At 61.5% G+C, this 25,214-nt stretch carries 25 protein-coding genes; 14 read left to right on the forward strand and 11 right to left on the reverse strand.

What is annotated here, in order from left to right; all coding sequences use genetic code 11:
- Positions 1–202: 202 nt before the first annotated feature.
- Complete coding sequence (locus tag ACFRFQ_RS29115) at positions 203–859, forward strand: response regulator (protein ID WP_378665079.1); 657 nt, start codon at positions 203–205, stop codon at positions 857–859.
- Positions 860–914: 55 nt separating this feature from the next.
- Here the strand turns inward: ACFRFQ_RS29115 and ACFRFQ_RS29120 are convergent, their stop codons facing one another.
- Positions 915–1,832, reverse strand: a complete 918-nt coding sequence (locus ACFRFQ_RS29120; protein ID WP_378665080.1) for a tyrosine-protein phosphatase — start codon at positions 1,830–1,832, stop codon at positions 915–917.
- A 346-nt stretch (positions 1,833–2,178) separates the two neighbouring features.
- Here ACFRFQ_RS29120 and ACFRFQ_RS29125 point away from each other — a divergent pair, with 346 nt between their 5' ends.
- Together ACFRFQ_RS29125 and ACFRFQ_RS29130 are read left to right on the forward strand one after the other, a co-directional pair.
- The gene (locus ACFRFQ_RS29125; protein WP_378665081.1) at positions 2,179–3,072 is read left to right on the forward strand and encodes a phosphoribosylaminoimidazolesuccinocarboxamide synthase; all 894 of its coding nucleotides are present in this window, start codon (positions 2,179–2,181) and stop codon (positions 3,070–3,072) included.
- Entirely contained in the window at positions 3,069–5,186 is a 2,118-nt protein-coding gene (locus ACFRFQ_RS29130; RefSeq protein WP_378665082.1) for a S9 family peptidase, read from the forward strand. The genes ACFRFQ_RS29125 and ACFRFQ_RS29130 overlap by 4 nt, the downstream gene beginning before the upstream one ends.
- Here the strand turns inward: ACFRFQ_RS29130 and ACFRFQ_RS29135 are convergent.
- Together ACFRFQ_RS29135 and ACFRFQ_RS29140 are read right to left on the reverse strand one after the other, a co-directional pair.
- A complete protein-coding gene (locus ACFRFQ_RS29135) occupies positions 5,183–5,872 on the reverse strand; it encodes a response regulator (RefSeq protein WP_378665083.1) in 690 nt (229 codons plus the stop codon). The genes ACFRFQ_RS29130 and ACFRFQ_RS29135 overlap by 4 nt on opposite strands.
- Entirely contained in the window at positions 5,869–7,449 is a 1,581-nt protein-coding gene (locus tag ACFRFQ_RS29140; RefSeq protein WP_378665084.1) for an ATP-binding protein, read from the reverse strand. The genes ACFRFQ_RS29135 and ACFRFQ_RS29140 overlap by 4 nt, the downstream gene beginning before the upstream one ends.
- Before the next feature lie 117 nt (positions 7,450–7,566).
- On the opposite strand from ACFRFQ_RS29140, the gene ACFRFQ_RS29145 reads away from it, so the two are divergent.
- The 4 genes from ACFRFQ_RS29145 to ACFRFQ_RS29160 all read left to right on the forward strand — a co-directional run bounded on the left by ACFRFQ_RS29145 (position 7,567) and on the right by ACFRFQ_RS29160 (position 11,979).
- The gene (locus ACFRFQ_RS29145) at positions 7,567–8,979 is read left to right on the forward strand and encodes a cation:dicarboxylate symporter family transporter (protein WP_378665085.1); all 1,413 of its coding nucleotides are present in this window, start codon (positions 7,567–7,569) and stop codon (positions 8,977–8,979) included.
- Positions 8,980–9,110: 131 nt separating this feature from the next.
- Positions 9,111–9,608, forward strand: coding sequence for a glutathione peroxidase (locus ACFRFQ_RS29150; RefSeq protein WP_378665086.1), 498 nt, complete (start codon positions 9,111–9,113; stop codon positions 9,606–9,608).
- Positions 9,609–9,678: 70 nt separating this feature from the next.
- Entirely contained in the window at positions 9,679–10,383 is a 705-nt protein-coding gene (locus ACFRFQ_RS29155) for a DUF2334 domain-containing protein (protein WP_138872017.1), read from the forward strand.
- A 228-nt stretch (positions 10,384–10,611) separates the two neighbouring features.
- Positions 10,612–11,979, forward strand: a complete 1,368-nt coding sequence (locus ACFRFQ_RS29160; RefSeq protein ID WP_378665087.1) for an Ig-like domain-containing protein — start codon at positions 10,612–10,614, stop codon at positions 11,977–11,979.
- A gap of 10 nt (positions 11,980–11,989) precedes the next feature.
- Here ACFRFQ_RS29160 and ACFRFQ_RS29165 read toward each other — a convergent pair whose 3' ends face one another.
- Positions 11,990–12,637, reverse strand: coding sequence for an MBL fold metallo-hydrolase (locus tag ACFRFQ_RS29165; RefSeq protein ID WP_378665088.1), 648 nt, complete (start codon positions 12,635–12,637; stop codon positions 11,990–11,992).
- A gap of 139 nt (positions 12,638–12,776) precedes the next feature.
- Between ACFRFQ_RS29165 and purS the strand changes: the two genes are divergently transcribed.
- Both purS and purQ read left to right on the forward strand, forming a co-directional pair.
- The gene (purS, locus tag ACFRFQ_RS29170) at positions 12,777–13,016 is read left to right on the forward strand and encodes a phosphoribosylformylglycinamidine synthase subunit PurS (protein WP_003945817.1); all 240 of its coding nucleotides are present in this window, start codon (positions 12,777–12,779) and stop codon (positions 13,014–13,016) included.
- Positions 13,013–13,690, forward strand: coding sequence for a phosphoribosylformylglycinamidine synthase subunit PurQ (gene purQ, locus ACFRFQ_RS29175; RefSeq protein WP_033233932.1), 678 nt, complete (start codon positions 13,013–13,015; stop codon positions 13,688–13,690). The genes purS and purQ overlap by 4 nt, the downstream gene beginning before the upstream one ends.
- A 147-nt stretch (positions 13,691–13,837) precedes the next feature.
- Here purQ and ACFRFQ_RS29180 read toward each other — a convergent pair whose 3' ends face one another.
- Positions 13,838–14,956, reverse strand: a complete 1,119-nt coding sequence (locus ACFRFQ_RS29180; RefSeq protein ID WP_378665089.1) for a sensor histidine kinase — start codon at positions 14,954–14,956, stop codon at positions 13,838–13,840.
- Positions 14,953–15,672 (reverse strand): response regulator transcription factor, encoded by a 720-nt coding sequence (locus tag ACFRFQ_RS29185; RefSeq protein ID WP_378665090.1) that lies wholly within the window; start codon positions 15,670–15,672, stop codon positions 14,953–14,955. Before ACFRFQ_RS29185 ends, ACFRFQ_RS29180 begins: the two co-directional genes overlap by 4 nt.
- Positions 15,673–15,885: 213 nt before the next feature.
- On the opposite strand from ACFRFQ_RS29185, the gene ACFRFQ_RS29190 reads away from it, so the two are divergent.
- Positions 15,886–16,524 (forward strand): DUF305 domain-containing protein, encoded by a 639-nt coding sequence (locus ACFRFQ_RS29190; RefSeq protein WP_378665160.1) that lies wholly within the window; start codon positions 15,886–15,888, stop codon positions 16,522–16,524.
- Positions 16,525–16,608: 84 nt separating this feature from the next.
- A complete protein-coding gene (locus ACFRFQ_RS29195; protein WP_378665091.1) occupies positions 16,609–18,627 on the forward strand; it encodes a heavy metal translocating P-type ATPase in 2,019 nt (672 codons plus the stop codon).
- On the opposite strand, the gene ACFRFQ_RS29200 is transcribed toward ACFRFQ_RS29195, so the two are convergent.
- Complete coding sequence (locus ACFRFQ_RS29200; protein WP_378665092.1) at positions 18,611–18,901, reverse strand: YiaA/YiaB family inner membrane protein; 291 nt, start codon at positions 18,899–18,901, stop codon at positions 18,611–18,613. The genes ACFRFQ_RS29195 and ACFRFQ_RS29200 overlap by 17 nt on opposite strands.
- A gap of 322 nt (positions 18,902–19,223) precedes the next feature.
- Here ACFRFQ_RS29200 and ACFRFQ_RS29205 point away from each other — a divergent pair, with 322 nt between their 5' ends.
- Positions 19,224–19,646 carry a hypothetical protein gene (locus ACFRFQ_RS29205; RefSeq protein ID WP_378665093.1) on the forward strand — a complete coding sequence of 141 codons (423 nt, stop codon included), beginning with the start codon at positions 19,224–19,226 and terminating at the stop codon, positions 19,644–19,646.
- A gap of 10 nt (positions 19,647–19,656) precedes the next feature.
- Here the strand turns inward: ACFRFQ_RS29205 and ACFRFQ_RS29210 are convergent, their stop codons facing one another.
- The 4 genes from ACFRFQ_RS29210 to ACFRFQ_RS29225 form a co-directional block, all read right to left on the reverse strand.
- Positions 19,657–20,067, reverse strand: coding sequence for an arsenate reductase ArsC (locus ACFRFQ_RS29210; RefSeq protein WP_378665094.1), 411 nt, complete (start codon positions 20,065–20,067; stop codon positions 19,657–19,659).
- 30 nt (positions 20,068–20,097) lie between these two features.
- Positions 20,098–21,183, reverse strand: a complete 1,086-nt coding sequence (gene arsB, locus ACFRFQ_RS29215; protein ID WP_378665095.1) for an ACR3 family arsenite efflux transporter — start codon at positions 21,181–21,183, stop codon at positions 20,098–20,100.
- Positions 21,180–21,557 carry an ArsR/SmtB family transcription factor gene (locus ACFRFQ_RS29220; RefSeq protein ID WP_378665096.1) on the reverse strand — a complete coding sequence of 126 codons (378 nt, stop codon included), beginning with the start codon at positions 21,555–21,557 and terminating at the stop codon, positions 21,180–21,182. The genes arsB and ACFRFQ_RS29220 overlap by 4 nt, the downstream gene beginning before the upstream one ends.
- Before the next feature lie 64 nt (positions 21,558–21,621).
- Positions 21,622–22,506 (reverse strand): helix-turn-helix domain-containing GNAT family N-acetyltransferase, encoded by an 885-nt coding sequence (locus ACFRFQ_RS29225; protein WP_378665097.1) that lies wholly within the window; start codon positions 22,504–22,506, stop codon positions 21,622–21,624.
- Between the two features lie 99 nt (positions 22,507–22,605).
- On the opposite strand from ACFRFQ_RS29225, the gene ACFRFQ_RS29230 reads away from it, so the two are divergent.
- Both ACFRFQ_RS29230 and ACFRFQ_RS29235 read left to right on the forward strand, forming a co-directional pair.
- Positions 22,606–23,952: an FAD-dependent oxidoreductase gene (locus tag ACFRFQ_RS29230; RefSeq protein ID WP_378665161.1), complete on the forward strand. Its 1,347-nt coding sequence runs from the start codon at positions 22,606–22,608 to the stop codon at positions 23,950–23,952.
- Between the two features lie 10 nt (positions 23,953–23,962).
- Positions 23,963–25,189: an MFS transporter gene (locus ACFRFQ_RS29235; protein ID WP_378665098.1), complete on the forward strand. Its 1,227-nt coding sequence runs from the start codon at positions 23,963–23,965 to the stop codon at positions 25,187–25,189.
- Positions 25,190–25,214: the final 25 nt, after the last annotated feature.

Below are 25,214 nucleotides of genomic sequence, written 5' to 3' on the forward strand. Positions count from 1 at the left end.
CCGCAAAACCCTTGAATGGGATACTCCGTTGGAAAGGTTTCGCACATCGCTCGTTGCGTCAACCACGTGAGCCCGACGTTGATAAAGGCGCACAGCATTTTCAGTAAGACCGGGCAATCCGGCAAATCGGTGCAATTGTGCGTCTGCCATTATCGAGATCGATAACGTGGATTAATGCCGCGCCGAGCTGGAGGATGATCGCGTGATCACAGTACTCATCGCAGACGATCAGCAAGTTGTCCGTCAAGGGTTCGAACTTTTCCTTACTGACCACCCTCGGATCGAGGTGGTAGGGCACGCGGCATCGGGAACGGAAGCACTTGAACAAGTTCGATTGCTTCAGCCGGACGTGGTTCTCATGGATATTCGGATGCCGCATGGTGACGGACTGACTGCAACTCGTGAGGTTCTGAACGAATTCCCGAAAACTCGCGTCATCGTCGTGACGACGTTCGACCTCGACGAGTACGTTTTCGGTGCGCTCGACCTCGGCGCGGTCGGGTTCTTGCTCAAAGACACCAACCCCGACGATTTGGTGGACGCGGTAATCGCCGCCGCAGACGGCGGCTCGGTCTTGTCACCGAAGCTCACTCGCAGAATGGTCGCGGAATTCGCGCGTCGTAAACCGCCCGCTGCCGAGGTCCCCGACCACGGATTGAGTGTTCGGGAAATGGAAGTGGTCCAGCTTCTTTCGAGTGGGTTGGGTAATGGTGAGGTGGCCGATGCGATGAAACTCGAACTGAGTACGGTGAAATCGCATATCGGCAATATCTGCAGAAAACTCAATGTCCGTACGCGGGTGCAGATTGTCATCTGGGCGTATCGGAACAATATGGTGAGAGATACACGGGTTCGATAAGAACACGTGGTGTCCGCCTCCGTAGAGCGTCGACGAACACCACATGCGCTAGCGTTTATGCGAGCAGCTTTGCCTTCAGTTTCGCGATAGTTGAGAGACTGAGACCGAGGCCATCGGTCAGGTAGCGGTCGATGGTTCCGTACGACGATTCCAGTTGATCGAGTCCGGCTTCGATATAGCTGGCTTCGACGCCGAGGAGTGGTTCCATGTTCGTTGCCACTGCCGGACCGGCAACGCTGGAGATGTATGCGAGCGTTGCTTTGATGCTGTCGGCCGAGTACTCGTTGGTCAGCAGGTAATCACTCATGATCGTGGCGCGGTCGACGCCGGCGATGCTCAGGAGCAACATCGACGCCCACCCGGTGCGATCCTTACCGGCGGTGCAGTGAAAGACCTGTGGCCCATCACTTTCCGCGAGTGACGTGAGAAGTCGAGTGAACCCGGCCCGTTCCTCGGCGCCGGTGACAAACGCGCGGTTTGCGTCCTGCAGCAACGTGCGGGCTTCCTCGGGCGACTTGATCTGGAATGCCATCTCGTAGATGTCTCCAGCCAGGATCGGGATGTTCTCGTAGGCGACCCCGGCAGGCAGAACATCGGGCTTGTCGGCGATTTCGGCGGCGGTGCGCAGGTCGTAGACCTTGGTCAATCCGAGTGACTCCAACGCGGCCATGTCGCCGCCCTTCGGTGTGATGGCATTGGCGCGGTAGAAGACACCCTTGTTGACGTGTCGGCCGAAGGAGCCCGAGTATCCGGATCCGGTGCCCGCGACGTCACGGAAGTTGTCGATGCCCACCAGGCGCGGAGCGTCGGCAACCTGCTGTGAGCTGCCGAGATCCACAGAGCCGAAGTCGAGCGAGCCGGCAGCGGACAGGGGAGCGGCCTGGGCGAGTGCGGCGCCACTGATCAGAAGGCTGCCCGAGATCGCCAAGGCAGCGACGGCACGGATACCGGTGTTGCGTGAAGTTCGTGACATGTGAAAGTCCTTCGTGGAGAGGGAATCTGATTGCGTGAGAGGCTCGCAATGGAGTGTGGACCCGCGAAACTCGCGAATTCGGGGTGCCTCCCGCCCAATGGGAGATTGTTTCGGCAACGCTCGACGGAGTCGGATTGCCGGGCAGGTGAAGCCGGACGAGGGCCTGCTGGAATTGCCTGCAAACCGGTAGTTCACCGAATGTGACGGAGGACTCTCGGGCGCGGCGGACGGGTTACCTGCATATCCGGATGAGCAGGGCGAACGACTCTCCGAGTGGGGAGTCCGACCACCTGCCTTGGCTACCAGGGTTCTGTACGAAGTGCGAACGCCCGATAGGGTGATAACTGTGCGTCCTACACTTGATTCCTACACTCATCTGGCCGGTGGCAAGGTCCGCGACCTTTACACGATCGACGACGAGCACTTGCTGCTGGTCGCGAGTGATCGGATCTCGGCCTACGATCACGTGCTCAGCACGCCGATTCCGGACAAAGGCCGCGTCCTCACCGCGATGAGCGTGTTCTTCTTCAATGTTCTCGGCGGCAACAATCATCTCGCCGGTGAGCCCGACGACGGCCGTATCCCCGAAGAGGTTCTCGGGCGTGCCCTGGTTGTGCGTTCCCTCGAGATGATTCCCGTCGAATGCGTGGTCCGCGGTTTCCTGACTGGTTCCGGGTTGGTCGACTACCAGAAGACCGGCGCGGTGTGCGGCGTCACGCTGCCTGAGGGCCTCGTGGAGGCTTCGCGGCTACCCGACCCGATCTTCACACCGGCGTCCAAGGCAGCTCTCGGTGATCACGACGAGAACATCAGCTTTGACCAGGTAGTGGAGAAGGTCGGTCAGACCCTGGCGATTCAGCTTCGTGAAGACACCCTCGACGTGTATGCGCGTGCATTCAACTTTGCGGCTGATCGAGGAATCATCCTGGCTGACACCAAGCTGGAGTTCGGTCTCGACTCTGCTGGCAACCTGGTGCTGGCCGACGAGGTCCTGACGCCCGATTCCTCGCGGTACTGGCCCGTCGAAGGCTACGAGCCGGGCAAGATTCAGCCGAGCTTCGACAAGCAGTTTGTCCGCGACTGGCTGACCGGTCCCGAATCCGGGTGGGATCGGGCATCCGATACTCCGCCGCCGGCATTGCCGCAGGAGATTGTGGACGCGACCCGCGCGCGTTACATCGAAGCGTATGAACGTATTTCCGGTTTGTCCTTCGCAGATTGGGTCGGTCCCAGCGCATGAGCCTCGTCCCGCCGGTCGCGAAGAAGGTTCCCACCGAACGCACCCATCACGGACACACGTTCGTCGACGAGTACGAGTGGCTGCGGGACAAGGACAATGCCGAGGTTGTGGCGTATCTCGAAGCTGAGAACGCCTACACCGAAGAGCAGACTGCGCATCTGGAGCCGTTGCGCGAGAAGATCTTCCAGGAGATCAAATCGCGTACCCAGGAAACCGATATGTCGGTGCCCACCAGGATGGGTACGTGGTGGTACTACGCCCGAAGTGTCGAAGGTAAGTCGTACAACGTTCACTGCCGCTGCCCTATCGCCGATGACGGTGACTGGACGCCGCCCAACTTGACCCCCGGGGTCGAACTGGACGGCGAACAGATCCTCATGGACGGCAACCTCGAGGCAGAAGGGCACGACTTCTTCTCTCTCGGTGCGTTTTCCATCAGCGAGGACGGCACTCTGCTGGCGTACTCCGTGGACATCGTCGGCGACGAGCGGTACACGCTGCGGTTCAAGAACCTCGAGACCGGGGAAATTCTCGGCGACGAGATTCCCGATACTGCTCCCGGCGCCACGTGGGCACGTGATCACAGCCATGTCTTCTACATGACTGTCGACGATTCCTGGCGCCCGGACACAGTGTGGCGTCACAAGCTGGGAACGCCCCAGAGTCAAGATGTTTCGGTGTTCCACGAACCCGATGAGCGGTACTGGGTATCGGTCGGGTCGACGCGTAGTGAGAAGTACCTGGTGATCTGGGTCGGTTCCAAGGTGACCAGTGAGGGCTGGATCCTCGAATCGGCCAACCCGGAGGGCGACTTCCGGGTGATCATTCCGCGTCGGGAGGGTGTCGAATACGGCGCCGAACATGCCGTGATCGGGGGAGAGGATCGCTTCCTCATCCTCCACAACGACGTCGTGGACGGTGTGAAGGCCGAGAACTTCGTGCTGGTAGAGGCTCCGGTGTCGGATCCGACGAACATGACCACGTTGATCGCGCACAGCGACGACGTGCGACTGGAAGAGGCCGAGGCTTTTGCCGGTCACATCGTGTTGAGTTACCGCCGCGAGGCGTTGACCCGAGTTGCCGTGTGGCCGTTGACAGCAGACGGCTACGGTGAGCGTCACGAGATCGACTTCGACGAAGAACTCTTCAGCATCGGAATGGGATCGAACCCGGAATGGGCGCAGCCCACCATCCGGTTGGGCTTCACCTCTTTCATCACTCCCGGTCAGGTGTACGACTACTATGTGGCCAGCGGCGAACTGGCACTGCGGAAGTCGCAGCCAGTACTCGGCGACTTCGACGCGAAGAACTACGTGCAGCGCCGCGATTGGGCGGTGGCCGAGGACGGTACTCGCATTCCGCTCTCGATCGTTCGGCGGGCTGGAGCACCTGAAGGTCCGGCGCCGTTGTTGTTGTACGGCTACGGTTCCTACGAGGCCAGCATCGACCCATCGTTCTCGGTAGCGCGGTTGTCGCTACTCGATCGTGGTGTGGTGTTTGTCGTCGCGCACGTCCGCGGCGGCGGCGAGATGGGCCGGCATTGGTACGAGAACGGCAAGACCCTCACCAAGAAGAACACGTTCACCGACTTTGTCTCCTGCGCAAGACATTTGATCGACACGGGCGTCACCGCTGCCGACCGTATGGTTGCCGACGGTGGCAGTGCGGGCGGCCTGCTCATGGGTGCTGTAGCCAATCTCGCGCCGGAACTCTTTGCCGGCATTCTTGCGAATGTGCCGTTTGTGGATCCGCTGACGTCCATCCTCGACCCGTCGCTGCCGCTGACGGTCATCGAGTGGGACGAGTGGGGAAATCCCCTGCACAACAAGGCTGTCTACGAGTACATGCATTCGTACAGTCCGTACGAGAACGTGGAAGCGAAGGACTACCCGGCGATTCTGGCTATCACCAGCATCAACGACACCCGAGTGCTGTACGTCGAACCCGCGAAGTGGGTCGCGAAACTGCGTGCCACCAAGACCGGCGACGCTCCGCTACTCCTCAAGACCGAGATGAGCGCCGGCCATGGTGGTGTCAGTGGTCGTTACGAGAAGTGGAAGGAAGTTGCCTTCGAGTTCGCGTGGGTTCTCGACACTGTCGGGGCGGCGAACTAGCTTCTGCGGTAACGGACCTGGGGGCGCCCAGCACGTCCGTATTCGGTTTCCCGGGTGAGCAGTCCGTCGTCTGCCAGTTTTTCGAGGTAGCGCCACGCTGTCACCCGGGATACGCCGACGGAAGTGGCGACTTCTGCGGCGGTGAGCGGAGTGTCGGTTTCGCGAACACACGCCGATACGAGTCCGAGCGTCTGGGAGGCAAAGCCTTTCGGAGACGCAGCCCGATCGTCGGAGGTGCGCAGCGCGGCCATCGCGCGATCGATGTCGTACTGACTCGCGGCGGATTCGCCGGCGGGCAGCGCCGCGCGGTACTCGACATACCTTTCGAGCTTGTCGCGGAATGCCGCAAACGTGAACGGTTTGAGCAGGTAGAGGACAATTCCGCGGGCAACGGCTGTTCGCACCACGTCGAGGTCGCGCGCGGAGGTCACCGCAATGATGTCCGGGCTCGGACGCAACCCGCCGAGCGCCGATGCAACATCGAGTCCGCTTGCGTCCGGCAGGCCGATATCGAGGAGCACCAGATCGATGGACTCACCGGCGGCGTGCGCTTCCGTGACCGCTCGCAGAGTGGCCTGACCGCTGTGAACCACACCGTGCACGACAAACCCCGGCACTCGCTCCACATATGATCGGTGCGCCTGGGCGATCAGTGGTTCGTCGTCTACGACGAGTACCCGGATCACTGCTGTGCCTGCCGCAGCGGGATGCGCACGACCAGCATGGAACCCAATCCAGGTTCGCTCACGAAGGTGCCGCCGTGGCGTTTCACGATCTGTGAGACCAAGGCGAGGCCGATGCCGCGGGATCCGGATTTGGTGGAATAGCCGCGCTCCTTGGCCTTTTCGAGCGCATCGGGCATCATGCCTGGCCCGCTGTCGGCCACCGCAACCACCATTGTCGAATCCTCTTCCATGACCGTCACTTCTACCCACGGTTGCTCACTGCTCCGAGAGGCGTCAATGGCATTGTCCACCAGATTGCCGACCAGTGTGACCAACTCTCGCGACGTGAGCGCCGAGACGGCGCCGAGCGCGGTGTCCTCCGTGACGGTCAATTCCACGCCGCGTTCGGTCGCCTCACTGAGTTTTCCGAGCAGCAGCGCAGCCAGCGCCGGCTCCTGGACGGCGTTGACGAGGCGATCGATCAACTGCTGGGACAGTCGTAATTCGTTGGTGGCAAAGGAAACCGCCTCGTCGTATTTTCCTAATTCCACCATCGTGATGATGGTGTGAAGGCGGTTGGCGCTCTCGTGAGCTTGCGAACGCAGCGATTCTGCAAAATCGCGAACCGAATCGAGTTCACCGAGAACATTCTGCAATTCGGTGTGATCGCGAATAGTGAGAACAGTGCCAATTCGCTTGCCCTCCCATTCAACCGGGTGCTGATTGACCACGAGTATTCGTTGATCGGTGAGATGGACCTGATCAGTGGCCGAGCCTGCGTCGGCATCGCGCAATGCGGGCGGAATCGACGACAGATCGACTCGGCCTTCCGGTAGATCGAGAAGGCGCCGCGCTTCGTCGTTGACCATGTCCACCTGAGCGGCCCCGCCCCGCCCCCGGCCGATGACCACCAGTCCCTCGCCGATGCTGTGGAGAACGGCGTCGTGATGCTCGTACATCGTGAGCAGTTCGTCGGGTGCCAGCCCCAGGGTCTGACGTCTGATTCGCCGACTCACCAACAACGAACTCAAAACAGCTGCAATCAAACCCGCGGCGGCAATCGCCAGGATGGTCGGAATGCTCTGGGCGAACTGCTTGCTGATCTCCTCGCGGGTGACACCGACAGCCACCAAGCCGACAAGCGTCCCGCTCGCGTCGTACACCGGTGTGACCGCACGTATCGACGGACCCAAGGAACCCGCGTAGGTCTCGGTGAACGTCTCGCCCGCCAACGCCCGGTCGATGTTGCCGGTGAACAATTCACCGATCAGTTCCGTGTTGGTGTGGGTGAACCGCGTGCGATCCGGCGCCATCACCACGATGAAGTCGACGTCGGTGGCCATGCGGATCTTCTCGGTCTGCGGTTGCAGTATCGCGGTCGGATCTGCGCTCGCGAGCGCCTGCGCGGTGGAGTCCGTCAGGGCCAGCGTCTCGGCGATCGAGCTCACCTGCCGTCGAATGGCGTCGTCGCTGTCGCCGCGCTCGTCGAACACGGCCAGTGCCGCTCCCGCGCCGATGACCAGCGACAACAGTGCCAGTTGCAGCAGCAGAATCTGCCGGGCGACGCTCATGCGTCGGCGACTGCGTCGTTGGACCATCGGTTACTCCTGAACGTTATGAACACAAACTTCACGCCTTACACATTTCCAACAAGAATTCTCCACGAACTCGAGTGATCCCCATCACTTCACTGATTTCCATCAAAGGACATCCCCATGAGCGTCACGGCAACAGGGACAGTAAACGATTCACCCCAGCCTGAGGGCACTCCGGCAAAGCGCGACAAGACGCATTGGCTCTACATGAGCGTCATCGTCGCCGTCGTCGGAGGCATTCTCGTCGGTTGGCTCGCGCCCGAATTCGGCAAGTCTGTCGCAGTGTTGGGCACGTTGTTCGTCAGCTTGATCAAGATGATGATCAGCCCGGTCATCTTCTGCACCATCGTGCTCGGCATCGGTTCGGTGCGCGCGGCGGCCAAGGTCGGCAAGGTCGGCGGCCTGGCGCTTGCCTACTTCATCGGTATGTCCACTGTTGCCCTGGCAATCGGCTTGGGGGTCGGTAACCTCCTCAACCCGGGCAGCGGCCTGAACATCGAGCCCAACCCGGCGTCCGTCGAGAAGCTCACCACCGCAGCACACAGCGCCGGTGGAACGTGGGACTTCGTCGCGTCGATCATCCCGACGTCGTTGCTGTCGTCCCTGACAGCAGGCAGCGTGCTGCAGACGCTGTTCGTCGCCCTGCTCGTCGGCTTCGCGATCCAGTCGCTCGGCAAGTCCGGTGAACCGATTCTCAAGGGCATCGGTCACCTGCAGAAGCTGGTCTTCAAAATCCTGACCATGATCCTGTGGCTCGCCCCGATCGGCGCCTTCGGTGCCATCGCCGGCGTTGTCGGCCAGACCGGCCTGAACGCCGTGGTCCAGCTCGGAACCCTTATGATCGGCTTCTACCTGACCTGCTTGATCTTCATCTTCGGTGTCCTCGGCACCCTGCTGCGCGCCGTGACCGGATTCAACATCTTCAAGCTCGTCAAGTACTTGGCCCGCGAATACCTGCTCATCTTCGCGACGTCGTCCTCCGAGTCGGCACTCCCGCGTCTGATCGCCAAGATGGAGCATGTGGGCGTCGAACGCTCCACCGTCGGCATCGTCGTCCCGACCGGTTACTCCTTCAACCTCGACGGCACCGCGATCTACCTGACCATGGCCTCCATCTTCATCGCCGACGCGATGGGTCAGCCGCTCGCCTTCGGTGAGCAGCTCTCGCTGCTGGTGTTCATGATCATCGCCTCGAAGGGGGCAGCCGGAGTCAGTGGCGCCGGACTCGCGACCCTCGCCGGTGGCCTGCAAAGTCACCGCCCCGAACTGCTCGACGGCGTCGGCCTGATCGTCGGTATCGACCGCTTCATGTCCGAGGCTCGCGCTCTCACCAACTTCTCGGGCAACGCCGTCGCCACCCTTCTCGTCGGCTCCTGGACGAAGACCATCGACAAGGAGCGCGTCGTCGATGTTCTGGACGGCAAGATTCCGTTCAACGAGACGACCATGCTCGACGACGAGGACGAAGCGGAGCAGCACAAACTCGAAACAGCGCCTGCCGGCACGCAGCAGTCCTTCGTGAGCCACCACTAGAGGTTTGACCACTCCGCTCGAGCGGAACCCGTACTTCAGATCAGCGATCCTGGTCGGAGTTGGACGAACGAGACCGTCGCACTCACCGTGCGGCGGTCTCGTTCCGCAGTAAAGTCGCTAAATTGGACATCATGACAACTCCAGTGCAGAACATCGTGATCAACACCCTCGGCGGCGTACCCACCTCGCTGGGCGAATACGACGGCCGGGCAGTGCTCGTTGTCAACGTCGCGTCCAAGTGCGGACTCACCCCGCAGTACGCCACGCTCGAGAAGCTGGCCAGCGAGTACGCAGATCGCGGCCTGACCGTGATCGGTATCCCGTGCAACCAGTTCATGGGCCAGGAACCAGGCACCGCCGAGGAGATCGAGACCTTCTGCTCCACCACCTACGGCGTCACGTTCCCGCTGATGGAGAAGATCGAGGTCAACGGCGAAAACCGCCACCCGCTGTACGCAGAACTCACCAAGACTCCCGATGCCGACGGTGAAGCCGGTGACATCCAGTGGAACTTCGAGAAGTTCCTCATCGCGCCGGACGGAACCGTCGTCAATCGTTTCCGTCCGCGCACCGAGCCGGATGCCCCCGAGGTCATTGCCGCCATCGAAGCTGTTCTGCCGCATAACTGACCACCACCTGCCGCCGGATGATCATCCGGCGGCAGTGTGTTGTTCACCCGGAGCTGCCACCATCAAAGGCATGTCTGCTGAACTGATCGTGTCAGTGTCCGGAATCAGAGACGAGACATGTTATCTCGCTGCGGGATTCGCAGACGAGATGGATGCCAGGGGAGTGCGGCTTTCCCTCCTCGTGGCGCCGAGACTCAAAGACAAATACCGACTCGCCGACGATGCCGTCACAGCTGCCTGGCTGCGTGAACGCCGCGAGCACGGGGATGCCGTCGTATTGCACGGCTACGATCAGGCGGCGACCAAGCGTCGACGCGCGGAGTTCGCCACATTGTCCAAACATGAAGCAAAACTTCGTCTGCTGGCCGCAGATCGAGTGCTCGAGCAGGCAGGACTGCGCACGAGAGTGTTCGCTCCGCCTCGTTGGGTTGCGTCCCCGGGGGCGATGTCGGTGTTGCCCGAGGCCGGTTTTCGCTCGATGGCCGGCCTCGGCGCTGTGCACGACCTTGCGCGAGGAACGTCTCAGCGAGGTCGAGTGCTCGGAATCGGTGAGGGTTTCAAAGTCGAACCGTGGTGGTGCCGGGCCCTCATTCTCGGGGCCGGCCGTACCGCAAAGCGCGGTGGTCTTGTCCGACTGTCGATTTCGGCCAAACAGTTGGGGAACGAAGGGCCGCGTCGGGCGATGCTCGACGCAATCGACCTTGCACTGTTCCATGAAGCGACATCGCAGGTGTACCGGTGGAACTCGCCGGCATCGGAACTGGGCGCAGCGTAAATCCAGTCCTGGCAACTATCAAGTAGCTGGATTGTCCAGCTGTGCCCCCGGCTGAGGGACAGAATGTGCGTTCGCTGCCTTTTGGGTGATCAATCACGGTTTTTCTCGGGAATTCGACCGATTCTAGGCAAACCGGACAATCAGCCTTGGGGTGTGGTCGACGCCTCAGTTCGATGCTACGGTGCTTCCAGTTAATTTACCGCTAGTAGATCGGGCTGGGATATAACCATGCGCGCACGAGTGTTCTCGAAGTCGGCCAAGCGACGTCTTACCGCGGCGGTGGGTGCGCTCGCCTGCGCTGCGCTGGTACCCGCGGTGGCGACTGCGGCACCCCTCGATCTTGGTTCGCTGTCCACCGGCAGCCTGGGCAGCGGCTCGAGCGAATCGGGTGAGGGGGCCCTCGTTGCCGCCGTCGACGATCAGGGCTCGCCCTTGACCTTGCGGTTGGACAAGGTAGATCTGCGTGGCAAGGATTTCCGGATGGCAGTGCAGAAATCCGGTGGCACCCTTGTTGATTCGGAGTTGCCGGCGCCGCGTTCGTATCTCGGAAGCGTCGACGGTCTTCCCGACGCCGTTGTTGCTGCCATCGTCGATTCCACCGGAACCCTTCGCGGACAGGTGATCTTCGACCGAGGTGCCTCCATCGACTTCGTCGGTTCGAGTGTTGTCGCCCGTAGCTCAGCGCCCACCGATGCGGCGCCCACGTGGCCGACCACTCCGATCGCGACCAGTTCGGCGGCAGGTGTCGGAAAGACCTTGAAGCAGTTCGAGATCGGATTGGACCTGAGCGGGCAGTGGTATTCCGCCCACGCAGCCGGGAGTCCTGCGGTTGCACTGGATCGCGTCGAGGAATCGATTGCGCGAACCGCGGTGATCTGGATGAGGGATGTCGGAGTTCGGCCGGTCGTCGGTCGGGTTGTCCTCCGGGCCGACTCTGCCAGCGATCCGTACAAGACCACGTGCGAAAACTTCGATGCGCTCGAGAGTGAGTGGTCGGACAAGGTCGGCACCACCGTCGACCAGGCGACTGTGGTGTGCAAGTCCGGTGGCGGAAACGCCTACTACTCCCAGTTTCTGACCGACCACAGTTACGCGCACGTCGGCGCGGAAGGGGACGGCAACTTCGCCCGCGTGCTCCGTCACGAACTCGGCCACAACTTTTATGCCGACGATTACCAGGGCGGTGGTGCAGAGGGACGCACCATCATGAACGGTAATGATCTGTCCAGATTCGACGGCACCGAATTTGCTTCCATCGTCGACACGGCAGAGGTCGCCTCCGCTCGACTCGACGACGTCGGACGCTACACCGCGACGGCACTGCCGCCCTACGCCGCACTCGATACCGCAGAGGTCAAATCAGGGGCTACCGCCACGATCGACGCGGTCGCGAATGATCATGACAGCAACGGAGATTCGATCTCGGTGACTGGCGCCCCGGCAACGTCACTGCTCGGTGGCACCGTGAAGCTCGACAACGGCAAAGTGGTGTACAAAGCCGGATCGAAGACGGGCACCGACAAGATCCTCTATACCCTCACCGACGCGAACGGTGGGACAAGCACGGGCTGGATCATCGTCAAGGTGAAGGCGTAAAGAACTCTAACTACGCAATCTCGACATCGGACTCCTCGTCGAGCACCCGGAACTCGGTGCCGGCGGGGGCCATGTCGGTGTAACGACCGTAGAAGATTCCTGACGCCTCCTCGCGGAGAATGCCCTGATGGATAGGCACCGCGACACGAGGGGCGACTGCTCGGAGATAGTCGACGGCTTCCCAGATCTTCAACCACGGCGCGGCGGCAGGCAAAGCAAGAACATCGACGGTCTGCTCGGGCACGACCAACGAGTCGCCCGGGTGCATGAACAGTGCCGGATTGACGGAGTCGCCGAGTAGGAAAGCGGTGTTGTCGATCATCGGCAAATCGGGATGAATGATCGCGTGCTCGCCGCCGGCACCGGTCACCTTGACCTCCCCGATGCTGAAATGCTCGCCCGCCCGGACGGCATTCCACCGGCCACCGAGCTTGGCCGCCGTCTGCGGATCGCTGTACAAAGCCGCGTCGGGGTTTGCGTCGACGAGAGCGGGCAGGCGCGCCGGATCCGCATGATCCGGATGCTGATGTGTCACGAGAATGGCGTCGAGGCCGGTTATGCCCTCGAAACCGTGTGAGAAGTTGCCGGGATCGAAGAGGATTTTCGAACCGTTCAATTCGACAAGTACACAGGAATGGCCAAAATGTGTCAGTCGCATGATTTCGAGTATGCCTTTTGGGGGTGGTGGGCGTCACCCCAGCTCTCACTCGATGCGAAGGTTCCAGACTGCGCCCGGTAAACTGCTCAGTACCCGGTGTTTCACTCTGGGTTCGCGCACTAGTACCGAGGAGCAGCACGTGGCCCGTGTCGTCGTCGAAGTCATGCCCAAGGCCGAGATTCTCGACCCCCAGGGACAGGCCATTGTCGGGGCACTGTCTCGCCTGGGCTTTGCAGGAGTATCCGATGTCCGTCAGGGCAAGCGGTTCGAGTTGGAAATCGACGGCAGCGTCGAAGATGCCGAGCTCGAGAAGATCGCCGAAGGCCTCCTGGCCAACACGGTGATCGAGGATTGGACCGTCAGGCGCGTCGAGGCATGAGCGCACGTATCGGGGTTATCACGTTCCCGGGCACACTCGACGACGTCGACGCAGCTCGCGCGGTGAACCTGGCAGGCGGTGAAGCTGTGGCACTGTGGCACGGCGACGCCGACCTCAAGGGCGTCGACGCAGTCATCGTCCCCGGTGGATTCTCCTACGGCGATTACCTTCGCTGTGGCGCGATCGCACGGTTCGCCCCTGCCATGGGCAAGGTCGTCGAAGCAGCCAAGGGCGGCATGCCCGTCCTCGGAATCTGCAACGGCTTCCAGATCCTCTGCGAAGCAGGTTTGCTCCCCGGAGCCCTCACCCGCAACCAGGGTCTGCACTTCATCTGCCGCGACGAGTGGCTGACTGTCGAAGCCACCAACACGGCCTGGTCTTCACGCTACGAAGCCGGCGCTCAGATCCTCATCCCCCTCAAATCGGGTGAAGGTCGCTTCCAGGCATCGGAAAACGTTCTCGACGAACTCGAAGGCGAAGGCCGCGTCGTATTCCGTTACTCGGAAGAGAACCCCAACGGCTCACAGCGTCGTATCGCGGGTATTTCCTCCGCCAACGGCCGCGTCGTCGGACTCATGCCGCACCCCGAGCACGCCACCGAGGCTCTTACCGGCCCCAGCGATGACGGACTCGGCTTGTTCTACTCGGCATTGGATTCCATCGTCAACGCCTGACACATCTTTCCCGGCAGCGCCCGCCCACCAGTTCGTCTGGTTGGCGGGCGCTGTTGTTAGTTCTAGCGCCCGAGTTGCCCGGTTTCATGCCACCCCCATTTCGAGTGAACGTATCGCTGCCCTTGTCAGACATGGGCAGCGATACGTTCACTCGGATTCGGGGAGGGGAAAGGGGCTAGGGAGAGGGGAGTCCGGGAGGGCAGGCAGCACCAGTTCGAGAATGGTGCCGCCGAGCGGATTCGGCCGAGCCGTCAAAGTGCCGCCGTGGGCGCGCGCGAGACTCCGCGCAATCGTCAGCCCCAATCCGGAACCGTCGGAACTCTCACCGCGATTAAACCTGTCGAACACAGACTCGAGTTGATCCTCCGGAATGCCCTCGCCGGTGTCGGCTACAGCGACAACAACGTGGTCGGGCGACTGCGTGACGGTTACGGTGACACTGCCCCCGCCTGGTGTGTGCCGCAACGCATTCTCGAGAAGATTGGACAGAATTTGTTCGATCCGCTGGCGATCGACCCGAACTCTCGCCGGGCGCGCCGGTGTCGTCGCAGACAGCGTCACGGCACGTTCCTCGAAGCGTGGTGCGACGGCAGTTGTTGTGCTGCACACGATATCACTGAGGTCTTCGACAGCGAGAATGAGATCGAGGGCATGCTCGTCGGCCGCGGAAACGTCGGAGAGATCGTGGGCGAGCCGTCGCAGTCGTTCCAGCTGATCGCGCATTACCGCCCACGACGTGCCGTCGGCCTCCAGTACACCGTCCTCGAGGCCGTCCACGTAAGCCGCCAAAGTTGATACCGGAGTGCGTAATTCGTGGGCCAGATCCGCCAACAGACGCTTACGGACGTGATCGGAGTGATCGAGTCGCTCGGCCATGTCGGAGAATGCGCCTTCCAGGCGGGTGAAATCCGAGTCGACCTCCGACTGCTCGATGTGGACGTCGTACCTGCCTTCGGCGACGCTCTGCGCCGCGGCGGCGAGTCGGCCGATGGGTGCGGTAATCCGTCGAACGACATACACCGCAGCGATACTCGCGCCGACGAGGGCAACCGCTATGCCGCTCAGCAATGCCACGAAGATGGTTTGGCCGAAGGCTTCTTCGGTGTGCAGGCGGACGTTGTCGTCTTCGATCCCCGCCATCGCGAGGTGATTGTGGAACAGTGGCGCTGCAATCGCGACGGCGACCGCTGCGATCGTCACGCAGCACGCCAGTAGGACGACAATCTGCGCGACCAGCAACCTGCCGCGCAAGCCGAGGCGATTCATGACGACCTCAGTGCGTAACCCATGCCGCGGACGGTCCGGATGAATCGGGGATCTGTTGCGTCGTCGCCGAGTTTGCGTCGGAGTGCGCGGATGTGGACGTCGACGATGTGCTGATCGCCGAACCACGAAGAACCCCAGACGGCCGTGATGATGTCGCTTCGGCTCAGCGCGGCGTCGGGTCTGGCAGCCAGAGCGGTGAGAAGTTCGAACTCGGTGGGGGTCAAGTCGACTGGCGTTCGGTCGACGCGCACGGTCCGCGCGATCAAGTCAATGTCGAGACCGTCCGGCGTCGGCAACGGCTCGGGCATCAGACTCGATGCACGAGGTCTACGTAACAGGGCTTTGACGCGCGCGACAAGTTCGCGAGGTCCGAAGGGTTTGACTACGTAGTCGTCGGCACCGGCTGCGAGTCCCGCGACCTTGTCGGACTCGTCGCCGCGCGCCGAGAGCATCAGGATATAGGCGTCGGAGAAGCTGCGGATTCGTCGGCAGACTTCCATGCCGTCGAATCCGGGGAGCATCAGATCCAGAACGACGAGGGAAGGCCCGAAATCATGGGCTGCCGCAACTGCGGTCGGACCGTCATGTGCGATGCGGACGTGAAAACCCTCGCGTGCAAGGTAATTGGCTACCACCTTGGCGAGTGCCGGTTCATCCTCGACTACCAGGACGCGGTCGGCTCCCTCGGCGCGTGAGTGTCCGGATTCGGAATTCATGATGTCAGGTTAGCCGAGCGGCGAGGTGATATTCGCGCCTTCCGGCGGACTGTGAAGATTCGATGAAGGTACACCGTTTCGAGCGATTGTCACGGGATTCGGCGCACTCTCGTCGGTATCGTGGTGAACGCACGCTTCGAAAGATCGAATCTCGGAAGTTGTTGCACAGTAATAAGTTCAGTGTGAAGTCGGATTCTCAGGAGTGTTGTCGTGGTGTTCTCTCTCAAGAGTGGTTTGGTGAAGTTCGTTCCCGTCTTGGCAGCGGGCACGTTGGTGATCGCCGGTTGTTCGGACGGAGGTAATTCGGCGCAAACGATCCCAGCCGAGACATCGATATCGGCCTCCCAGTCCGCGATCCCGCAGGGAGTCAACGCAGCGGACATCGAGTTCCTGGAGGGCATGTACCCACACCACGCGCAGGCGCTCGACATGGCAAAAATGGTTGACGGGCGGACGGATAGCGCTGAACTGATCGCACTGGCGGCGCAGATCGAAGCTGCTCAGGGGCCGGAAATGCAGCAGATGTCGGAGATGCTCACACAGTGGGGGCGTCCCGACCCGGCGTCCAACCCGATGGGCGGTATGGACCATTCCAGTCATGGGGTAGGGATGGCGGACATGCCTGGGATGATGTCGGATGACGACATGGCCGCGATGATGGATGCCCAGGGTGTCGAGTTCGACAAGATGTGGCTGACCATGATGATCGAACATCACACCGGCGCGATCACGATGTCACAGACCGAACTCGATTCGGGATTGGATTCGACGACCGAGAAGCTGGCAGAAGGGATCATCGCCGCTCAGCAGGCCGAGATCGTCCAGATGCAAGCGATGCTGGCGGCCCTGTAGTTGTGCATGCGCTTGTAGAGGTACTGGATCGGGCATACCTTCAGTTCTGACGGCAGGGGAGATGACCGCATGGATCACAGCCGCATGGACCATAGCCACACGGGACATGGCGACCACGTCGCACAGTTCCGGAAATTGTTCGTGATCATGCTTGTCATCGCCGTTCCGGTAGTTGCCGCCGACGCGATGTTCGCCGATCTGATCGGATACACACTGTCAGACAACATCGTGGTGAAGTGGATATCGCCGGTCCTCGGCACGGTGATGTATTTCTGGGGTGGCAAACCGTTTCTCACCGGCGGAGTGTCCGAAATTCGTGCCCGCCAACCAGGAATGATGCTGCTGATCGCATTGGCGATCACGGTGGCGTTCTTCGCGTCGTGGGCGGCAAGTCTGCACTGGGTCGACCACACCCTCGACTTCTGGTGGGAGCTGGCACTCCTCATCGTCATCATGTTGCTGGGGCACTGGATCGAGATGCGTTCGCTGAGCCAGACGTCCAGCGCATTGGACTCGCTCGCCGCGCTACTGCCGGACGAGGCGGAGCGACTGGTCGGGGACGAGGTCGAAACTGTGGCGACCAGCGCACTGGAAACCGGTGACCTCGTGATTGTCAGACCCGGCGCACGTATCCCCTCGGACGGAACCGTCGTCGAGGGCGGCGCGGACATGGACGAGTCCATGATCACCGGTGAGTCGAAAACGGTGCGGCGCACGATCGGCGACCGAGTGGTTGCGGGCACGGTGGCGACGGATTCCGCTCTGCGAGTGCGAGTCACGGCAGTTGGTGAAGACACTGCTCTCGCCGGGATCAGGCGTCTCGTGGAGCAGGCGCAGAATTCGTCGAGCCGGGCGCAGGTGGTGGCAGACAAGGCTGCGGCACTTCTGTTCTGGTACGCACTGGGTGCTGCGGTGCTGACGGCTGCCGCCTGGATAACCTGGGGGACTCCCGAGGACGCGGTGACCCGCACTATCACCGTCCTGGTGATTGCCTGTCCACACGCGCTGGGACTGGCGATCCCGTTGGTGGTGTCGATCGCAACGGAACGTGCTGCGCGAGCCGGGATTCTGGTTACCGACCGCATGGCACTCGAGAACATGCGCAACGTCGACACAGTTCTTTTCGACAAAACCGGAACTCTCACAAAGGGAGAACCAGCAGTTGTCGGAGTGCTTGCGGCGCAGGGATACACCGAAGATCAGGTTGTGCGCGACGGTGCGTCGGTGGAGTTCGACAGTGAACATCCGTTGGGCCGTGCGATAGTCGCCGCCGCACGCGCGAGGAACCTGTCGTTCACTTCCGGTTCGGAGTTCCAGGCGCACAACGGAATCGGCGTTACCGCCAAGGTCGACGGGGCGAGCATCGGCGTCGGCGGGCCGGGGATGCTGAGAGCTGCAGGTGCTGAGGCGATTCCAGGTACCGAAGGTTGGTTGAGGGAAGGTTCGACGGTTCTGCATGTGGTGAGAAATAACGTCGTGATCGGCGCGTTGGCTCTGGCCGACGAGATCCGGCCGGAGTCCGCTTTGGCCGTCGACGCGCTTCATGCTCGTGGTGTCAGCGTAGCGATGGTGACCGGCGATGCCAGTGCAGTTGCACATTCGGTGGCCGGAACGCTGGGTATCGATGCGGTGTTCGCGGAGGTTCTGCCGCAGGACAAGGGTGCTCAGGTATCGAAGCTGCAGGCGGCTGGACGTCGGGTAGCGATGGTCGGAGACGGAGTGAACGATGCTCCTGCGTTGGCGCAGGCTGATGTCGGTATTGCCATCGGGGCCGGTACTGACGTGGCAATCGCGTCGGCGGGAGTTGTTCTGGCAAGCGATGATCCGCGAGCGGTGGCGTCGGTGATCGAGCTGTCGCACGCAACGTACCGGAAAATGGTCCAGAACTTGTGGTGGGCAGCGGGTTACAACGCGATTTCGGTTCCCTTGGCCGCTGGGGTGCTGGCGCCTGTCGGTTTTGTGCTGCCCATGGAAGTGGGCGCGATCTTGATGTCGGTGTCGACCGTGGTGGTTGCCGTCAACGCTCAATTGCTACGACGGTTGGATCTGCGGCAACCACCGGTCACTGCGGGGCAGTCGAGAGTGCTCACGCCGCAGCTTTGAATGGATCGTGTTCCGAGATCAGTTTGTCGAGTCGGGCTTCGTCGACACGAACGCGGACGGTGGAGGCTTCCTGCTGATCACGAATGACCTTTGCCAAGGTGAATGTGCTGGTCACCAGAAACAGCAGCGACATTCCGAGGAATCCGCGCTGCCAGGCGTCGATGGGTAGGTAGGCGATGCCCACGATTGTGCCTACGAAGCTGACGGCAAACGCTATTCCGGCCTGGGCAAAGAATGCTGCTGTGCTCTTCGAGGGTGCTGTCGGTGTGCTCATGACATGAAGTGTGCAGGTCAAAGCAGCTGGAGTGGATGCGTAGTCCTACTCGAGTTCGCATGGTACTTACCCCGCAGGTACTGGCCGTTCTTGTATACATACCAACCGGTACTTTGCCAGTGGTAGCTAATTCACTACAAAAGACGTTTTCGGGCGAATGTAACAAAACACTTGCCGTTTCTTTACAGATCTGGGTAACCTGTAACGGTCAACCTGGTGAACAGGCCAAATGCGAACGGCATCCACGGTGTACGGATAGCCGTAACGGCATTCGGCCGCTATTTACGAAACCGGTGGAGGTAGCAACATGGAAGGTGTACCTATGTCTCGTCAGACAATCAGTCTCGATAGCTCGAATGAGTTGTCCGACAAGGATGGTCGGCGATCCGGCAGTGGAGGTTTGGCAGAGCGTCTCGGCGTCCTGTTCCAGTGTGCGGCAGATTCGGGAACGGTGCTCACTCGTCGGCACCTTGCGGCGGTGTTGTCATGCTCGGATGCTCAGTGGGACATGGCCGGTGGGGTGTTGACGGATGGTCGGACATTCCTGGGGCAAGATTCCCGGAAGATCGTCCTTGAATGGTTGGCCGATGTCGGTGGCAACGACGACGTCGAGGTGTCGGACTTGTGGGTGCTCCGGTTCATGCGTGTCGCGGAGGGATTGTCCGATGAGTCGCTTTCACTATTGGTGCAGGCGTGCGCGCACTTGACGCACTCGGAACGCACCGAAAACCACACAGCAGTTTGAGCAGTAGTAGCTAGACCGGTGGGGCTGTGAGTTCGTCGACAAGTGCCTGTACCTGGGCCTTGATCTTGTCCCGGATAGGTCGGACGGCGTCGATACCCGCTCCGGCCGGATCATCGAGAACCCAGTCTCGGTAGCTTGTACCCGGGAAGACCGGGCATGTATCACCGCAACCCATCGTGATGACGACATCCGAATTCTGCACTGCATCGGCGGTGAGAATCTTCGGAGATTGGTCGGAGATATCGATACCCAACTCTGCCATTGCCTCGACCGCAGCGGAATTGACGCTTTCGGCCGGTGCGGATCCGGCTGAGCGAACCTCGATGGAACCGGCGGCGAGATGATTCAGGAAACCGGCCGCCATCTGTGACCGGCCGGCATTGTGGACGCACACAAACAGAACGCTGGGCTTGTCGGACATGGGTTTTGGGTTCCTTTCACAAAAGTGCTCTCAGGATGCGGGTGAAATGGATTGGACGGCAAAGCGTTTACGTAAGGCAAGTGAGACGTAGACCAAGCCGACCAGTACCGGTACCTCGATCAGCGGGCCGACGACACCGGCGAGTGCTTGGCCGGACGTGGCGCCGTACGTGGCGATGGCGACGGCGATCGCCAATTCGAAATTGTTTCCCGCTGCGGTGAATGCGAGTGTGGTCGTGCGTTCGTATCCCAATCCCATTGTGGCACCGAGGATGTAGCCGCCGCCCCACATCAGGGCGAAGTACGCCAGTAGGGGAAGCGCTATGCGGACAACGTCCCACGGCTGCGAAGTGATCTGCTCGCCTTGCAGCGAGAACAGGACAACGATAGTGAACAGCAGGCCGTAGAGCGCCCACGGGCTGATCCTGGGAATGAACGTGTTGTCGTACCAGTCTCGACCCTTTGACCGCTCGCCGAAAAAGCGGGACAGGAAGCCGGCGAGCAACGGAATGCCGAGAAAGATCAGCACGGATTTGGCGATCTGCCACGGGGATGTGTCGATCGTTGTCTGCTCGAGGCCCAGCCATCCGGGGAGAACGGATAGGTAGAACCAGCCGAGCACCGCGAACATGATCACCTGGAACACCGAGTTGATGGCAACCAGGACAGCAGCAGCTTCACGGTCTCCGCAGGCCAGGTCGTTCCAGATGATGACCATTGCGATACATCGAGCAAGGCCGACGATAATCAGGCCGGTTCGGTATTCAGGAAGGTCGGGCAGCATCAGCCAGGCAAGGGCGAACATCAACGCAGGACCGAGGATCCAGTTCAGGAACAGCGATCCGGCAAGGAGTTTCTTGTCGCCGGTGACCGTGTCGAGGCGGTCGTAGCGGACTTTCGCGAGTACTGGGTACATCATGATCAGCAAGCCCAGCGCGATCGGCAACGAGATACTGTCGATCTGAACCTTTTCGATGGCACTGTTCAAGCCTGGAATCCAGCGACCCAGTAACAGTCCGGCGACCATGGCGACACCGATCCACACCGGTAGAAATCGATCGAGCGTGGAGAGCTTGCCGACAACTGCGGGATTCTCGGTTGTGGCGGCGTTGCTCATGCCGTGACCTCGACGCATCCGTCTGAGGTGGATCCTTCGACCAGGAGGACCGCTGAAAGCTGTTGTAATGCAGCGGGAATAACCCAGTAGTACACCCACGTGCCACGTCGCTCGCAGTCGAGTAACCCAGCCTGGCGCAGGACTTTGAGGTGATGTGAGATGGTCGGCTGAGACAGGTCGAAGGTGTCGGAGATGTCGCAGACGCAGGCTTCTCCACCCTGGTGGCTGGCCACCAAGCTCAGCAGGCGTAGTCGCACGGGGTCACCGAGCGCCTTGAACATCCGGGCCAGGTCACCCGCCCAGTCTTCGGTCAACGGTTCGCGGACGAGCGGGGTGCAGCACGCGTCGGATTCCGGCACGTCTTGATTCGACATTCGTCAATATTGACAGATGTCGAAATAGGGCGCAATTCGGCGAAGGCCGAACCGTCCGGCCAGGCTAGGCGGACTCGGTCGCTGATCGGCGTTCGAGGAGAACGGTGTCACGCCAGATGCCGTCGAGTTGAGCAATCTTCTCGCGGATGCCGATCGTCCGGAAACCTGCGGAATGGTGCAGCGAGATGGACGCACGGTTCTCGGGGAAGATCGAGGTCTGCAAGGTCCAGAGGCCGTCGTCATCGGCGGACATAACCTGCTTGCGTAGCAACGCTTTTCCGGCACCTCGGCCACGCATCCCGTCGGCGACGTAGACGGAATTCTCGGCAACCCCGCGGTAGCAGTCCCGCTCGGAGACCTGGCTCAAGGTCGCCCATCCCACGACAACATCCTCGATGATCGCTACCCATCTATGTTTCGGTAGCCACTGCGCGTCGAGCTGTGCACGGCTGGGGACATCGGTGGTGAAGGTGGCGTTGCGGGTGTCGATACCTTCGCCGTAAATCCGCAGTACTGCGTCCCAGTCGTTGTCGGTCATCGCCCGCACGGTGACGTCGTCGGGTAAGTCGGTCGGGCAGCAAGGTCGCGGTGCAAGAACCCCCATGACGATGTCGGCCGGCTGCGGCAAGGCGACGCAGCAGGTCGGACTCATTGCTACGACAGTGCTGGTTCCATCCTTCCGTAGGTCTACGAACCCCACGTCGGCGAGCTTGCGTAGGTGATGAGAGACCGTCGGTTGTCCGATCCCCAGAGCTTCGGCGAGAGCGCCGACGGTAATCCCGCCGATAGCGCTCGCAACGCGGTGCAGGAGTCGGACCCGCATCGGTTCGGCCAGGCAGGCGAACCACTGCGCATACGTGTCGGCGTCAGTCTGTTCCAGGAGATTCGAACCGATCTGACCCGGAGCCGAATTGCCGACGCGCACCGTCGGGGTCTGCAGTGAAGTCATATCCACACTCTATCGATATTCGTCGATGGTTGCATTCATCGACGTCCGTCAATATAGTTGGCCGAAAGATTGATGGTTGTCGATGAAGGGGTGTTTGTGATGGAAGAGCTACCTGTTGTCGTGATCGGAGCCGGACCGATCGGTCTCGCCGCGGCCGCGCAGCTGCGCGAGCGTGGACTCACGCCGCTGGTATTCGAACGTGGCGACGTAGCGGGTGCGGCGATATCCGAATGGAATCACGTGCGGCTGTTTTCGCGCTGGTCCGAACTTGTCGATCCTGCAGCTCGGCGTCTGCTCGAGCAGAATGGGTGGAACTCGCCCGACGCCGGTACTTACCCGACCGGGCAACAGTGGCGTCGGCTCTACCTCGGGCCGCTCGCTATTGCGCTCGGCGATGCGGTTCAATTCGGCACCGAGGTGATCGGGGTCGCCCGACGCGGCCGCGACCTGGTAGTCGACGACGGCCGAGATTCCGAACCCCTCTCGATTCACATCCGTCGCACTGACGGGGGCGAGGATCGCGTGTTTGCTCGAGGCGTCGTCGATGCTTCGGGAACCTGGGGAACGCCCAATCCGCTTGGTGGGGAGGGTTTGCCGGCGCTCGGTGAGAAGACAGCCGGGAATGTGATCACGTATCGCGTTCCCGATCTCGACGACGAACCGGTGCGCGAACGGTTCGCGGGAAGACACACCGTCATCGCGGGTAGCGGTCATTCCGCGTTGACTGCGATCGTCGCGCTGGCCGGACTCGGAGCGGAAGGAACCCGAATCACGTGGGTGGTTCGGCGGGGGAGTGTCGGTTCCGCGTTCGGTGGGGGCGAATCTGACGAACTGCCCGCTCGCGGCGCACTCGGATTACGTGCAAAGAAGGCTGTCGACGACGGACTCCTCACTGTAGTCACCGGATTCCGCACCGCGAGTGTGGAATCCGCGGAAGACGGCCAGGTGACGCTGATCTCCGATGCCGGTACCCGGATCGAGAACGTCGACAATGTCGTCGCACTGACCGGCTTCCGTCCAGACCTCTCCTGGCTCTCGGAAATCCGCCTCGGCCTCGACCCGGTACTGCAGGCGCCGACGCAGCTTGCGCCGCTCATCGACCCGAACGTCCACTCCTGTGGCACCGTGTATCCCCATGGCGCGAAGGAACTTCGCCATCCGGAACCGGGTGTGTACCTGGCCGGGATGAAGAGCTACGGCCGCGCACCGACGTTCTTGGCCATGACCGGCTACGAGCAGGTACGCAGCATCGCCGCGGAGCTTGCCGGTGACCACGAAGCCGCTGCGCGGGTGGAGTTGATCCTCCCGGAAACCGGAGTGTGCGGTGGTGCAGGCGTTTTCGACGAACCCGACACTGCGGAAACCGACGGCGGCTGCTGCGCCGCCCCCACTCCGCAGCTGATCTCGCTCTCCGGCCCAGCCGGTAGCGCCAATTCCTGCGGATAGAACCCAGCCGATGACCACTGTCGAGGATCCGCCTGCCGGCCTGGCCCCTTCCGGGCTGCGGCGGGTCCTGGTGGCGTTGTGCCTGACCGAGATCACCAGCTGGGGAATTCTGTACTACGCGTTTCCCGTTCTGTCGGTAGCGATTTCGCGTGACACCGGATGGTCGACGACCGTGATCGTCGCGGCATTCTCCGTCAGTCAGCTCGTCGCCGCGGTGGTCGGTATCCCGGTCGGGCGGATCCTCGATCGCCGTGGCCCGAGATGGGTGATGACTGCGGGTTCCGTGCTTGCGGTGCCCGCGTTGGTAGTCGTCGCGACCGCTGAGACCGTGCCACTGTTTTTCGCGGGGTGGGTAATCGCAGGTGTTTCGATGGGTGCTGTGCTCTATCCACCGGCGTTCGCTGCGCTGACCCGCTGGTACGGCGACGGTTATGTCAAAGCGCTGATGATTCTCACCCTTGCTGCCGGTCTGGCCAGCACCGTTTTCGCGCCCATCGCTGCCGCTCTGGTGGAACGATTCGATTGGCGCACAACATACTTGGTTCTCGCATTGGTGCTGGCCGTTGTCACTGTTCCCGGACATGCCTGGGGTTTGCGGGGTGGGTGGCCCGACCCGATTCGCCAAGTCGGGGCGCAACCTGCTGATTACCGCAAGGCCGCCGGCAGTCCAGCCTTCCTTGCACTCGCCATTGCCCTCGCTGCCGGCGCGTTTGCCGCGTCCGCCTCGGTGTTCAATCTCGTGCCGTTGTTGGTCGAACGAGGTTTCAGTCCTGCTCTCGCCGCGCTCACACTCGGACTGGGTGGCGCCGGTCAGGTCATCGGTCGCATCTTCTACCTGCCGCTCGCTGCGAAAACCAGTGTCCGCGTGCGAACCGTATCCGTCGTCGCCGCCACCGGATTGAGCGCCGCCTGGCTGGGACTCGCGAGCTCGGTGATCGCTTTGATCGGCATCACAATCGGCGCTGGACTGGTCCGCGGTATCTTCACCCTGATCCAGGCCACTGCCGTCACCGACCGATGGGGAGGCGAGCACTACGGTCGGTTGAGCGGAATCGTGTCCGCGCCGATCGTCATTGTCATGGCATTGGGTCCGTGGGCTGGCACCGTGCTTTCCACGTGGTCCGGGAGCTACGCCAACGCCTACCTGATTCTCGGAGCGGTCGGCGTTGTTGCTGCCGCGATCGGTATCGCAAGCATTCCAGCCGCCGGTGGGGCGGTTGCGGTCGCTCCTGATTGAGAGAATCCGCCTCGATTGTCGGTGC

This window comes from Rhodococcus sp. NPDC056743 (genome assembly GCF_042790355.1).
GTDB lineage: Bacteria > Actinomycetota > Actinomycetes > Mycobacteriales > Mycobacteriaceae > Rhodococcus_F.